13 protein-coding genes are annotated in these 13,023 nt (G+C 67.8%); 5 read left to right on the top strand and 8 right to left on the bottom strand.

Features of this window, described 5'->3' with window-relative positions:
* The first annotated feature begins 47 nt into the window (after positions 1-47).
* From F9Z44_RS00445 to infA, 3 genes are all read left to right on the top strand, one after another.
* Positions 48-1,751, top strand: a complete 1,704-nt coding sequence (locus tag F9Z44_RS00445; RefSeq protein ID WP_159602569.1) for an ABC1 kinase family protein — start codon at positions 48-50, stop codon at positions 1,749-1,751.
* Positions 1,752-2,108: 357 nt separating this feature from the next.
* Positions 2,109-2,378 (top strand): hypothetical protein, encoded by a 270-nt coding sequence (locus F9Z44_RS00440; protein ID WP_236574216.1) that lies wholly within the window; start codon positions 2,109-2,111, stop codon positions 2,376-2,378.
* Positions 2,379-2,406: 28 nt separating this feature from the next.
* On the top strand, positions 2,407-2,661 hold the full coding sequence (gene infA / locus F9Z44_RS00435) for a translation initiation factor IF-1 (RefSeq protein WP_056265133.1): 255 nt from the start codon (positions 2,407-2,409) through the stop codon (positions 2,659-2,661).
* Positions 2,662-2,677: 16 nt separating this feature from the next.
* On the opposite strand, the gene F9Z44_RS00430 is transcribed toward infA, so the two are convergent.
* The 7 genes from F9Z44_RS00430 to F9Z44_RS00400 all read right to left on the bottom strand — a co-directional run bounded on the left by F9Z44_RS00430 (position 2,678) and on the right by F9Z44_RS00400 (position 8,293).
* The gene (locus F9Z44_RS00430; protein ID WP_159602566.1) at positions 2,678-3,706 is read right to left on the bottom strand and encodes a patatin-like phospholipase family protein; all 1,029 of its coding nucleotides are present in this window, start codon (positions 3,704-3,706) and stop codon (positions 2,678-2,680) included.
* Between the two features lie 5 nt (positions 3,707-3,711).
* Positions 3,712-4,803, bottom strand: a complete 1,092-nt coding sequence (locus F9Z44_RS00425; RefSeq protein WP_159602563.1) for a 3-deoxy-7-phosphoheptulonate synthase — start codon at positions 4,801-4,803, stop codon at positions 3,712-3,714.
* Positions 4,804-4,861: 58 nt separating this feature from the next.
* Complete coding sequence (locus tag F9Z44_RS00420) at positions 4,862-5,500, bottom strand: 3'-5' exonuclease (RefSeq protein WP_159602560.1); 639 nt, start codon at positions 5,498-5,500, stop codon at positions 4,862-4,864.
* Positions 5,501-5,541: 41 nt separating this feature from the next.
* On the bottom strand, positions 5,542-6,915 hold the full coding sequence (locus F9Z44_RS00415; protein ID WP_159602557.1) for a sensor histidine kinase: 1,374 nt from the start codon (positions 6,913-6,915) through the stop codon (positions 5,542-5,544).
* Positions 6,916-6,962: 47 nt separating this feature from the next.
* Positions 6,963-7,367: a response regulator transcription factor gene (locus tag F9Z44_RS00410; RefSeq protein ID WP_159602554.1), complete on the bottom strand. Its 405-nt coding sequence runs from the start codon at positions 7,365-7,367 to the stop codon at positions 6,963-6,965.
* Positions 7,368-7,497: 130 nt separating this feature from the next.
* Positions 7,498-7,809, bottom strand: a complete 312-nt coding sequence (locus tag F9Z44_RS00405) for a BON domain-containing protein (RefSeq protein ID WP_159602551.1) — start codon at positions 7,807-7,809, stop codon at positions 7,498-7,500.
* A 40-nt stretch (positions 7,810-7,849) separates the two neighbouring features.
* Complete coding sequence (locus F9Z44_RS00400; RefSeq protein ID WP_159602548.1) at positions 7,850-8,293, bottom strand: BON domain-containing protein; 444 nt, start codon at positions 8,291-8,293, stop codon at positions 7,850-7,852.
* 224 nt (positions 8,294-8,517) lie between these two features.
* Between F9Z44_RS00400 and F9Z44_RS00395 the strand changes: the two genes are divergently transcribed.
* Positions 8,518-9,150 (top strand): response regulator, encoded by a 633-nt coding sequence (locus F9Z44_RS00395; RefSeq protein WP_159602545.1) that lies wholly within the window; start codon positions 8,518-8,520, stop codon positions 9,148-9,150.
* Positions 9,151-9,166: 16 nt separating this feature from the next.
* Here F9Z44_RS00395 and F9Z44_RS00390 read toward each other — a convergent pair whose 3' ends face one another.
* A complete protein-coding gene (locus F9Z44_RS00390) occupies positions 9,167-10,567 on the bottom strand; it encodes a phospholipase D-like domain-containing protein (RefSeq protein ID WP_159602542.1) in 1,401 nt (466 codons plus the stop codon).
* 244 nt (positions 10,568-10,811) lie between these two features.
* Here F9Z44_RS00390 and F9Z44_RS00385 point away from each other — a divergent pair, with 244 nt between their 5' ends.
* Positions 10,812-12,914 carry an AsmA family protein gene (locus F9Z44_RS00385; protein ID WP_159602539.1) on the top strand — a complete coding sequence of 701 codons (2,103 nt, stop codon included), beginning with the start codon at positions 10,812-10,814 and terminating at the stop codon, positions 12,912-12,914.
* The last annotated feature ends 109 nt before the right edge of the window (positions 12,915-13,023 follow it).

Genomic DNA, 13,023 nt, shown 5'->3' with positions numbered 1-13,023 from the left:
CCGGAGCATGACGCGCACAGCGCGGCGGGGGGTCCTATCATCCCCTCATGCTGATCGAAACCTTGGGCGCTGCCCGCGACATGGGCCGACTCAACACCATCCTGGGTGTTCTGATCCGCCATGGGTTTGGTGACAGCGTTCGCCGCCTGGGACTGACCGACTCGCTGGAACGGGCCGGGCACGCGCTCAAGTGGAATCACGCAGCCGATCTCGCCCGCCTGGCGCCACCGGTGCAGGTGCGTCTGGCGCTCGAAGAGCTGGGCCCTGCGTTTGTGAAACTGGGCCAGATCTTCGCGGGCCGGGCCGACCTGTTCGGCCCCGAATGGATCGCGGAATTCGAAAAACTGCACAGCCGGGTCCCTGCGGTGCCACTGGCGCTGCTGCGCCCCCAGTTGCTCGAAGACCTCGGCGGTGAGCCCGACGTGGTGTTTGCCCGCTTCGACACCGAACCACTGGCGGCGGCGTCGATCGCGCAGGTGCACCGCGCCCAGCTGCACGACGGTACCGACGTCGTCGTCAAGATCCGCCGACCTGGCATCACCGAAACCATCGACGCCGACCTGCGCCTGCTGGCGCGCCTGGCGGCACTGGCCGAAGAGGAACTGCCTGCGCTCAAACCCTACCGGCCTCAGCAACTGGTGCGCGAGCTTGCACGCTCGCTCAAGCGCGAGCTCGACCTGGCCACCGAATGCCGCAGCGCCGAGCGCATCAGCGTCCACATGGCGGCCTTGCCGTGGATCGTGGTGCCGCGCGTGCACTGGGCCTACACCACTGCGCGCGTCAACGTGCAGGATTTCGTGGCCGGCGTGCCGGGCGACGCGCTGGACCAGCTGGAAGCGCAGGGCCTTGACCGGCGGCTGTTGGCGCGGCGCGGCGCGCAAGCCGTGCTCAAGATGATCGTGCAGGACGGGATCTTCCATGCCGATCCGCACCCGGGCAATGTGTTCTACCTGAGCGACAACCGCATCGCCTTCATCGACTTCGGCATGGTGGGACGCCTTTCACAGCGGCGCCGAGAAGAGCTGCTTCAACTGCTGCTGGGCCTGGTGGAACACAACCCCCAGGGCGTGGCCGACGTGCTGATCGACTGGACCGGTGACGAACATGGCATCAACCTTGCCATGCTGGAGACCGAGATCGAGGCCTTCGTGGACCAGTACCAGGGCGTGCCGCTGGCCCAGCTTCGCCTGGGCCAGATGCTGGCGGACGTGACGGCCATCCTGCGCGAGCATCACCTGGCGCTGCCACCCGACCTGGCCCTGCTGATCAAGGCCTTCATCACGCTGGAAGGCATGGGCCGCGGCCTGGACCCGGACTTTCACATGGCCACCGAGGCCCTGCCCCTGCTGCGCGAGGTGGTGCGCGCGCGTTACCGCCCCAAGGCCATGGGCGCGCGGGCCTGGCAGACGCTGCGCCGCACGCTGAGCCTGGCCGAGCAGCTGCCCCACGATCTTTCGCGCCTGCTGCGCAGCGCCCGACGCGGCCGGGTGCACGTGGGCATCGAGCTGGCCCACCTCAAGCGCGTGGGCGACCAGATCGACCGTGCCGCCAACCGCCTGGCCATGGCCCTGGTCATCTCGGCGCTCATCATCGGTGCGTCCATTGTCATGACGGTTCAGGGTGGGCCCACCCTGTTCGGGCTGCCCGCCTTCGGTTTCCTGGGTTTTCTGGGTGCCGTGCTCGGCGGGCTCTGGCTGGTGCGCGCGATCTGGCGCAGCAGCAAGGGGCGGGATGCCGGCGACCCGTCCTGAGGCGCTCAGCGCGTTTGGACGCGCCGTGCTATCATGCTCAGTCGCCTTGAGCGATCAGCCGCGTCCAAGCCCCAGGGCCCAAACGCACCGCCCCCGGCAGAGGGGCTGCTGGTCCAGCCCCTCCAAGGTGCGCCACCCCGCTTTCTCACAGCACCGTGGCCTTTTCCTCCCTGCTTTGCCTGAACCCCTGCCGTGGTTCGTGCGCTGGTTCCGGTCGGTTGCTTCCCGCAACGGCCCGAGACCGGGTCAAGCGGTGAGACACCCCGGCGCTGGGGCTGCCACTTGGTCTTGATTTTTGATTCGGGTCTTTCCGACGCAGCGGCGAACGCCGCGCGCCCTGGCCCACCGATGTTTTTGATGATTCACACGATTTCCACGATTCCGACAACGAATCCCGCTCCCCTCACCTTGGGCAAGTACCGCATTGCGGCAACGCCGCGCCTGTTGCCCGGCGGCCAGTTCGCCGCGCAGGTGTCCATCGCCAGCGGCTGTGGCAGTGCTTCCACCGCCCGCGTGATGCGCTTCGACAGCGCCTTCCCGACCCACGCCGCCGCCGCCGACTACGGCCTGGCTCAGGGGATCGACTGGGTGCACGACACCACGCGCCTGGCGGCCCGTCCGAACTGACCGATACACTTCAAGCAAAGGAAACACCATGGCCAAAGAAGAACTGATCGACATGATGGGCATCGTCAACGAGGTGCTGCCCGACACGCGCTTTCGCGTGACGCTGGACAACGGTCACCAGCTGATTGCCTATTCCGCCGGCAAGATGAAGAAGAACCACATCCGCATCCTCGCGGGTGACCGCGTCTCGCTCGAACTCTCGCCTTACGACCTGACCAAGGGCCGGATCAACTTCCGCCACATCGAAGGCCGCGGCCCGATGGTGCCGCGCAAGCCGCGCTGATCGTTCCGTTTCTGCCCTAGTAAAACAGGGCTCCCAGGTCGACGCTGCTGCGTCGGCCCACGTCGGCATGGTGTGCCGACAGCCACGCGCTGCCGTGCTCGCGGCCCAGCGCGAACAGCATCTCGAAGAAGCGCATGTTCGCCGCGGCCTTGCTCTCGGCGCTCAGTTCGCGCATCACTTCGCTGGCTTCGATCACATGAAAGTGCGCGCCTGCCAGGCGCCGGTCGAGTTCGCCGCGTCGCCACCAGGCGCTGCGCGCCGCGCGTTCACGCAGGTGGGCAAACATGCGCATCTCACGCAGGAACGTGGCATTGAACGCCAGTTCCATCATCCGGCTCTTGATGTCCACCGCCGACTGCGGTGTGGCGCTGTGCTTGATCGGCGCCAGCATCACCAGCATGATGTCGCGCGCACTGCACTCGTGGAACAGCGGAAACACCGCCGGGTTTGCCGAGTAGCCCCCATCCCAATAAGGCTCGCCATCGATCACCACGCTGCGGTGCATGGTGGGCAGGCAGGCCGAGGCCAGCACCGTATCGGGCGTGAGCTCGGGCGCGCGGAACAGCCGGAGTTTGCCGGTGTTGACGTTGGTCGCCGCCACGAACAGCTTGACCGGGCTGTGCGCGCGCAGGCGCTCGAAATCGACCTGGCTTGAGAGGATCGTGCGCAGCGGGTTCAGGTCGAACGGGTTGAGCTGTTCGGGAGAAAAGTAGTGCGTCCACTGCAGCATCAGCTGCATCGCCGGCGCCAGCCGCATGTCCTTGCCGTCGGCGGTCGGCGTGGCCACCTCGAAGGGCATGCTGGCGGCCACGGCGCTCCAGAACTCGCGCAAAGCAGTGCGCGCGCCATCAGACCCACCCGCCATCAGGCCTTGCGCCAGCATCACGGCGTTCATGGCGCCCGCGCTGGTGCCGCTCACGCCATCGAAACGAAGGCGCCCGTCTTCCAGCAGGGCATCAAGCACGCCCCATGTGAAGGCCCCGTGTGCGCCACCGCCTTGCAGAGCGAGGTTGATCGCCGGAGGCTGGCGCCAGTTGATGGCCATGCCGCTCAGCCCTTGGCGCGTCGGGCGCGCACCGCAGCCGCGAGGTCCTCCAGCACCGGCACGGTCTGCTCGAAGGAGATGCACGCGTCGGTCACGCTCACGCCGACTTGCAGTGGCTGACCAGGCACGATGTCCTGCCGGCCCTCGTGCAGGTGGCTCTCGATCATCACGCCCATGATGCGGCGCTCCCCCGCCGCCACCTGCGCCGCCACGTCGGCGGCCACCTCGATCTGTTTGCGGTGCTGCTTGCTGCTGTTGGCGTGCGACACATCCACCATGACCTGCTCGCGCAGGCCTGCCTTGTTGAGCAGTGCACAGGCCGCGCTCACGTCGGCCGCGCTGTAGTTGGGCTGCGCGCCGCCGCGCAGGATCACGTGGCAGTCGTCGTTGCCGCGCGTCTCGAAGATTGCGGCCTGTCCCATCTTGGTCATGCCCATGAAGGCGTGGGGTGCGCGCGCCGCCTGGATCGCGTCGGAGGCGACCTTCACTCCGCCGTCGGTACCGTTCTTGAATCCCACCGGGCAGCTCAGTCCGCTGGCGAGCTGGCGGTGGCTCTGGCTCTCGGTGGTGCGCGCGCCGATCGCGCCCCAGCTCACCAGATCGCTGATGAACTGCGGGCTGAGCAGATCCAGGAACTCGGTGCCCACCGGCAGACCGAGCGCCAGCACGTCGAGCAACAGCGCGCGCGCCATCTCCAGTCCCTCGTTGATCGCGAAGCTGCCATCGAGGTGCGGATCGTTGATGTAGCCCTTCCAGCCAACGGTGGTGCGCGGCTTCTCGAAGTACACGCGCATCACCACCATCAGATCGGCCTGCAGTGCGTCGGCCTGGTCCTTGAGCAGGCGGGCGTAGTCGATGGCTTGTGCGTGGTCGTGGATGGAGCACGGCCCCACCACCACCACCAGGCGGTCGTCCTGTCCGTGCAGCACGCGAGAGATGGCTTCACGGCTGTGCTGCACCAGGGCCTGCGCGGCATCCAGGGCGGGCTGCCATTCCTGCAGCAGCGCGGGCGTGATCAGCGGGCGAACCGCCCCGATGCGCAGGTCGTCAATGCGGGTGGTGTCCAGTGTGGTGGGCGGTGTGGTGTGCGTTTTCATGGAGGCAGGCGGATGGAAAAAAAGAACGGCGGCCAAGGCCGCCATGGGTTCGTGCCGTTCACGGCGCGCTTGAACGCAGCGCCTCGGGCGCCCGCTGAGCGGTGAAAAAGCGCGGCAGCTGGTTGCGCGCACAACGTTGCAGTGCCATCAGGACATCGTGGTCTGGCTTGGCCACGCCGTGCTGCGTGCGCAGATCGTGCTGGATGCGCGCGAGCAGCTCGGCGGCCATGTCGGCGTCGGCCATGGCCCGGTGCGCCTGGCCTGTGCGCGGCAAGTGGAAGAAGTCCACCAGCGAGCCCAGCTTGTGGCTGGGCGCCTGCGGGTACAGCCGGCGCGAGAGCAACACCGTGCAGGCAAAGGCGTGCGGCGCGGGCTCACCGGCCAGCGCCAGCTCGGCCTGCCAGTAACGGCGGTCAAACGACGCGTTGTGCGCCACCATCGGCACCCGACCCACGAACCGCGCGGCGTCGCGCATCACGGCATCGGCCCTGGGTGCGCCAGCCACCATGTCATTGGTGATGCCGGTGAGTTGTGTGATGAACGAGGGGATGCGAACACCCGCGTTCATGAGGCTCTGAAAACGGTCCACCACCCGGCCCTGTTCGGTGATGACGATGGCCACCTCGGTGGCGCGGTCGCCCAATGAAGGCGAGATGCCGGTGGTTTCGAAATCGATGACGGCGATCGGAGAGGGCATGGAAGACGCGCTGGGCGTGTGCATCAGGGGATGCAACGAGCTTAGCGCAGCGCGGTTTCCCGAGGCTCGCAGGTCTGCGCCTCGGTGGGCGCCTTGGGGGGAAGCTCCGCGACGATGTGCGTGCCTTGCCCGGGGCGGGAGTTGATGGTCAGGTGCCCGTCGTGGGACTCCACGCGCACGCGCATGCCGATCAGTCCGTGGTGGCGCGCGGGCACGGCGTGGGCATGAAAGCCGCAGCCGTCGTCCCGAACGCTCACCCGCACGCGGTCGCCATGCGGCGCCAGACTCACCCACACCTGCTTCGCCTGCGCGTACTTGCTGATGTTGGTGAGCGATTCCTGCACCAGGCGGAACACGGTGAGTTCGCACTCCTTGTCCAGGCTCACGGCCTGCAGCTCGGTGTTCACAGGAATGCCCAGGCTGCTGGCCGCGTCCTGGCAGAGCACCTCCAGGGCGGAAACCAGACCCAGCTGGTCGAGCGAAGAAGGCCGCAGGTTCTCGATGATGCGGCGCTTCACGGCAATGCCTTCGTTTAGCCGCTGCTCGATGCCGCTCATGCGCTCCAGCGCAGAGGGAGGCAGTTCGGTCACCCGGCGCAGGCGCGCGAGTTCGAGTTTCATGGCGGTGAACAGGCCGCCAAGCTCGTCGTGCAGTTCGCGCGCCAGGCGGCCGCGCTCGTCCTCGCGCGTGGTGACCAGATGGCCGGCGAGCTCGCGCAGCTCGGCCGTGCGCAGGGCCACCTGAGACGCCAGGTGGTCGCTCTCGCGCGCTTTCTGCTCGTCGCTGAAGCGCAGCTGCCGCGTGAACAGCACCAGACCCAGCACCGAGATCAGCACCAGCAGGTGCAGCGCCACACGGTTGATCATGAGGGCGTCAAACAGCGACCCGCGCGCGGAGTCCTGAAGGGCGGTGGCGCGGCTCAGCACCAGATCGAACTCGTGCCGCAGGTCGGCGTAGCTGCTGCGACCACGGTCGCTGCTGGCCATCAGGCGCGCCTGGGTGCGCTCGCCGCGCTCGGCCGCGTCCATCCACTTTTCCATGGCCGTCACACGCGCCTGGATGCGCAGGCGCACCGCCTCCACCGACACGGTGCGCTGCGGGTCCACGTCGGCGATCAGCTGGAATGCGCCGCGCTGCACCTCGGCGAGTTTGCCGATGGCATTGCGGTGTTCCACGCGGTCGGCTTCCTGGCCGTTGATGAGGTAAGCGCGAGCGGCGGTTTCCGCGTCGGTGAGGTTCTGCAGGATGAGGCCCGCCTGCACCCGCGCATCGGTCAGGGCGATGCCTTGCTTGAGCGTGTTGAGCGAATGCCGGTAGGCGCCTTCATTGACCACCACGGCCACCACCGCCAGCGCAAGCACCACCGGCATCAGATACCGCGTGCGCGCCACGCGCTCGATCGACGACTTGATCATCCCGGCTCCCGGTGGCTGCGCGTGGCGCAAGCCTTGTTGTCTTGAATCTAGTGCAGGTCGCCAGGGCGCGTGGCCGAGCCGTCCGACACGCGGGCGCAATAGGCAATCAGGTCGTCCAGCTCACACGACTTGTCGAACACCCGATCGGCCCCCAGCACGGCGCAGCGCTTGCGGATGTCGGCGGTGGCGTAGTTGGTGAGTACCACGGTCCTGGCGCTCAGGTGCGCGTCTTGCGCCGCCTTGAGCACGCCCAGACCCGAACCCGAGTACAGGAATATATCGACGATCAGAAGATCGAGCGAGAGTCCCTCGCTGCGCAGCCAATGCACGGCACTGCGCTCGTCGACGGCATGACCGACCACCTCCACCGCCGTGAGCTCCTGCAGCGTGGACACCAGGTTCTCGTAGATGACCTTGTTGTCTTCGACGATGAAGGTTTTCAGCGCAGGCATGGTGGTGTGTGGGTGTGAAAACGAAACCAGGGCGCCGAAGCATTGCTGCGTCATGCGCCCTGTCAAGCGTGGTTGAAAAAGCCCCGGGTGTCTGTAGGCGGCGTCCTACACCGCACGGGGCGCGATGGCATCAGCGCACCAGGATGTCGTTGCGAACCGCTTGCACACCGGGGGTGGACCTGGCGATGCGCTCGGCGGTCGCGCGCTCATCGGTCGACTTGGCAAAACCCGAGAGCTGCACCGTGCCTTTGAGGGTTTCAACGCTGATGGAGGTGGCGCTGACCGTCTTGTCTTCGGCCATTCGCGCCTTCACCCGGGTGGTGATGGTGGCGTCGTCGATGTAGGAGCCCACGGTCTGCTGGTCGCGGGCGACCGCGCAGCCGGTGAGTTGAACGAGGGTCAGTGTGGCGGCAGCGGCCAGCACAACGTGTGCGAGTTTCATGGTGTTCTCCAGATGTTTGGATGGGTGATGGGATCGGTGATCAGCTGTTCTTCGCCACGGTCAGGCGGTTGTCCACCGTGACCACGCCGTCAACGGCCGCTGCCAGGATGGTGGCGCGCTGGCGCGAGGCTTCATCGGGGGCGGTGCCTGTCAGTGCCACCTTGCCGGCTTCGGTGTCGACGTCGATCTTCAGCGCGCTGAGCTTGTCATCGGCGGCGAGAGCCGCGTTCACCTTGGTGGTGATGGCCATGTCGGTGGCGCTCACGGCGACACTGTCGGCGGCCTTGGATCCAGCAGCCTGGATGTCGTTGGCGGCGACCTGGGCGTCGTTCTTCAGTTCGGTGCCTGCGGATTTCGCAGCGGTGACCGAACTGTCGACCTGCTGGCCCACGGTGGTGTCGTCAACCTTGTCGCCGCAGGCGGCGATGAGCACGGTGGCCGCTGCTGCGGCGATCAGGGCGGTGTATCGGTGGTTGGTCTTCATGTGGATTCCTTTGGAAGGAGCCGGACGCATCCGGCGGTGGTCGGGGAGAGGTTTCACTGTAGGCAGGGGGCCGCGCCGCCCGTGTCGGGCAGCACGCCGTTGCCGTGTAGGACAACGCCTCTGGTCGTGGTGGGTGCCTGTAGGCGTTGTCTGACGGCGCGCGATGCCCTGGCCTGTTAGATTTCCGAAGTCCGCCCGATTGCACCAACCCCAGCGAAAGCCCCATGATCAGAATCGGCATCGTCGACGACCACGCCATCGTGCGCACCGGCCTGCGGCAGTTTCTCGCCGAGCATGTGGACCTGCGCGTCACGGGAGAGGCCAACAACGGGCGCGAGGCGCTGGAACTCGTGCGCGGTGGCGAGGTCGACGTGCTGCTGATGGACATTTCCATGCCCGAGCAAGGCGGTGTGGATGCGTTGCAGGCGATCAAGGCGCGCTTTCCCGATCTCGCGGTGCTCATCCTCAGCGGTTTCCCCGAAGCGCAGTACGCCACCACCCTGCTGCGATATGGCGCCAGCGGTTACCTCAACAAGGAATGCGCGCCCGAAGACATCGTGCAAGCCATCCGCACCGTGGCACGCGGGCGGCGTTATGTGAGCCCGGCGGTGGCCGAGCTGCTGGCCGATGGCGTGGCCGGCGCGACCGAGCAGGCGCCGCACGAACTGTTGTCGGAGCGGGAGCTGCAAGTGTTCCTGCGCCTGGCCAAGGGCGAGACCATCGGCCACATGGCCGAGCAGATGTTCCTGAGCGTCAAGACCGTGAGCACCTACCGCTCGCGCGTGCTGGAAAAGCTCAAACTCGCCAGCAACAGCGACCTCACCTACTACGCGCTCAAGAACGGCCTGATCCAGTGACGCCGGCCTGGAGGCTTCACAGGAAGCGCTCCAGCAGCCGGCCCAGTGTTTCCATCGCGCGGTCGTCCAGGCCACGACGGCGCCAGTCCTCCAGCGTGATCGGCCTGGACGCTGCGCGGTCGCGTTCGAACAGCGCCTTCATTTCGCCGCCGAAATCGTCGCCCAGCACGATCACGTTGAGCTCGTTGTTGGCCACAAAGCTGAGCCAGTCCAGGTTGCTGGAGCCCACGGTGGAGAACACGCCATCGATCACGGCGGTCTTGGCGTGCATCAGGGCGTGCTCCATCTGGTAGATGCGCACGCCCGAGGACAGCAGGTCGTCGTAATACGAGCGCCCGGCGTGAAACGCCAGCGTCGAGTCGCTGCGTCCGGGCAGCACCATCTCCACCGCCACACCGCGCTCGGCGGCCTTGCGCAGGGCGGTCACAAAGTCGGGGCCGGGCGCGAAATACGCCATCGTGAAACGCACCTCGACCTGCGCCGCGTCCACCGCCGCGAGCAAAGCGCTGTAGATGCGGTTGTCCTTGTCGCGCGGGTCGCTGGCCAGCACCTTCACCACCCGTGTGCCGGGTTCCCCCGCGCCTTTCTTCGCGGCCGGCTGGCCCAGTTCGCCCTTGCAGCCCTGCTCGCGCCACGTGGCTTCAAACACCTGGCCGATCACCGGCACCACCGGTCCGCGCAGCTCGATCTGCGTGTCGCGCCAGCCGTCGTCGAGTGCGCCCTCTCCGGTGGGTTGGCCACGGCGACCGAACGAGCTGGAACCATAGACGCGGCTGATGTTGATGCCGCCGGTGAAGGCCACGTCCTCGTCCACCACCAGCAGTTTGCGGTGGTCGCGGTGGGTGAGGCCCCAGTAGCCCGGGCGTTTGGTCGGGTTGATCGGGTTGAAGGCGCAGACCGCCACACCGCCGTCGACCAGGCGCTTGAAGAAAGCATCGGGCGTGGTGATGGAGCCCACCGCATCAAAGATCATGGCCACCTTCACGCCTTGCGCCGCGCGCGCCAGCAGCAGCTCGGCCACCTCGGCCGCCACGCCCTGGTCTTCGACGATGTAACTCTGCAGCAGCACGCGGCCCCGCGCCTGCGCAATGGCCGCCTTCATGGCGCCGAAGGTGGCGGGTCCGTCCACCAGCAGGCGCGTTCGGTTGCCCTGGTAGAGGTCGGCATCGCCGGTGGCGACCAGCGTTTTCAGGTGGTGGATCACCAGATCCTTCCGGCCTTCGTTGACCAGGCCCTGCAGCGCAGTGCGCTCGGCCGTGGCCGAGACCTGTCCTTCCGACCCGCTCACTGTGACCGTGCCAGCCTGCCGGCCGGGCAGGTCGGCGGTCTTGGGTGGCAGGCTGGTGCAGCCGGCCAGTGCCAGCAGCAGGCACGCGAGCGCCAGGCCGAGCGATTTCGGTGAACGTTGCGTGGGCATGGGCTCGAAGGATGAAGGGGTGGACCTGCGGCGAGGGGGCATCCACGCGAGTGTGCGCGCAGTCGGGCAAGCGGCGTGTCGGTGGCGACACGGCGTGCTTGTCGGACGCCGCTGACACCGGCTGGTTCAACGCCTGACGCTAGCGGCAAGTGCCGCCGCAGGTCCGTGCGCTGCCACACACAGCGCATGAAATATGACCACGCAACAGCGGGAACGCAGCGGGTGCGACCGGTTCCAACGGAGCATGAACGCCAGCCCCACCACACCCCTTGCGTCAACGCGCCTGACGCGCCATGCGCGCGCCGCGTTGGTCGTGGGCGGCGTGGTGGGTCTGCTGGTGCTGGGTGGGGTGTGGGGCGAGGCCAGTGGCTGGCCCGTGTTGCGCCCCACGCTGGAGCGCTTCATGGCGCGCGGTGCGGGCGTGCCGGTGCAGCTGGAGGGTGCGGTGAAGCTGCACCTGCTGTGGCGCCCGCGCCTGGAAGTGGCGCACCTGCGCATCGCCTCCGATGAGCGCTTCGAGGTGCCGCACCTGCTCGACGCACGGCGTGTCACGCTGGCCTGGACATGGGGCGACGTCTGGCGTTGGCGCCAGGGCGAACAGCTGCGCGTGCAAACCCTGCGTGCCGACGAGCTTGACGCACACCTCGTGCGCCTGGGCGACGGTGGTGCCAACTGGCAACTGGGCGCGCCCAATGCGCAGAACGATGCCGATGGCCTGGCCGGCCTGCCGCGGTTCGGCTCGCTGGTCATGGAGCAGGGCCGCATCACCGTGAGCGACGCGCTGCAGGACATTGCCCTGAAGGTGGCGGTGCAAGGCAGCGAGGGCGAGGCCGTGCCGGGGGAGGCATCGGGGTACGTGGCCAGCTTCAGCGGGCGCTACCAGGCCTTGCCGCTGAAGCTGGAGGTGCGGGCCGGCAGCACCTTGCCGCTGTTGCAGGACAACGGTGCCACTGCCGCTGCGCCCTGGGTGCCCATGCGTGTGGAAGGCAGCGTGGGTTCGTCGCGCCTGCTGTTCGACGGCCAGGCCGCCGCCTTGTTTGGCACGCCGCGCCTGCAGGGCCAGCTGCAGTTCAAGGGGCGGTCGCTGGCCGATGTGGGCGATCCGCTGGGCATCACACTGCCGCGCACGCCGCCCTTCGATCTGCGCGGCACACTGGCCCATGAGGCCGGTGCCTGGCGGTTGCAGGCTTCGAGTGCCGTCATCGGCAGCAGCCGGCTGGCCGGTGAGCTGCTGTTTGATCAGCGTGTGAAGCCCGCCAGGCTCTCAGGCCGGCTCACCGGCCCCAAGCTTGCGTTTGCCGACCTGGGCCCTGCCATCGGCGCTGCGGGCCCGGCCGCCGCAGCGCCTGAGGCCAAGGCGCCCGGGCGCGTGTTGCCGCAACGCCGGTTTGACCTTCCCTCGCTCAAGGCCATGGACGCCGACGTGCAGGTCAACATCGACACGGTGGACTTCGGCACACCGTCGATGGCGCCCCTGAAGGCTCTGCAAACGCGCGTGCAGCTCGACGGTGGCGTGCTGCGCCTGGGTGCACTGCAGGCCCAGGTGTCCGGGGGCGCCATCAAAGGTTCGACCCAGCTTGATGCCAACGCCAGCCCAGCCGCATGGGCAGCCCGGCTGGACTTCAGCGGCATCGACATGGCCGGCTGGTTGCGCGGCCTGAGCACATCGGGTGCGCCGACCACCGAGCCTGCGGCCAAAGGCTCGGCGACCCTCAAACGCGAACGCAACCAGGCCCGCCAGGGCGGTGACCAGACGGTGCAGTCATATCTCACCGGCCAGCTCTCCGGCCGCCTGGACGTGCGCGGAGCGGGCCGCTCCACCGGCGAGATCCTGGCCAGCCTGGACGGACCGTTCCAGTTCGCGCTGCGCGACGGCACGCTGTCCCACCTGGCCACCGAGGCCATGGGCCTGGACGTGGCCGAATCGCTGGGCGTGCTCATCCGGGGCGACCGACCCTTGCCCCTGCGCTGCGCCCGCTTTGACATGACGGCCCGTGACGGCGTGGTCACGCCGACGCTGGCGGTGATCGACAGCGCCGACAGCGTCATCCGCATCACGGGCCTGGTCAGCCTGCGCGACGAGTCGCTCGCGCTGCGCGTTGTCACCCGCTCCCACGACTGGTCTCCGCTGTCCTTGCGAACCCCGGTGACCGTGACAGGCACCCTGGGCCAGCCCAGTGTCGGCATCGAGGCGCAGGGCCTGGTGGGCCGCGTGCTTGGTGCGGTGGCGCTGGGCGCCGCGGTGGGCCCGGCGGCGGCCCTGCTGCCGCTGATCGAGCCGGGCTCCCCCAACGCGGTCGACCCCTGCATCGCGAAGGCGCCACCGGCCACGCCGAAGAAACCCTGAGCGTCGGTGTTGTCCTACAGCCGGTCAGGGCGTGGGCTTGCACAAATCCGCACCCGGCCTGCCACCATGGAATGCATCGCAACGGCCGTCGTTGCGCCCCACCTGGAGT

Origin of the sequence: Hydrogenophaga sp. PBL-H3 (assembly GCF_010104355.1) — a bacterium.
GTDB lineage: Bacteria > Pseudomonadota > Gammaproteobacteria > Burkholderiales > Burkholderiaceae_C > Hydrogenophaga.
The sequence above is the reverse complement of the archived record's forward strand: the minus strand, read 5'-3'. Positions and strand labels throughout refer to the sequence as shown.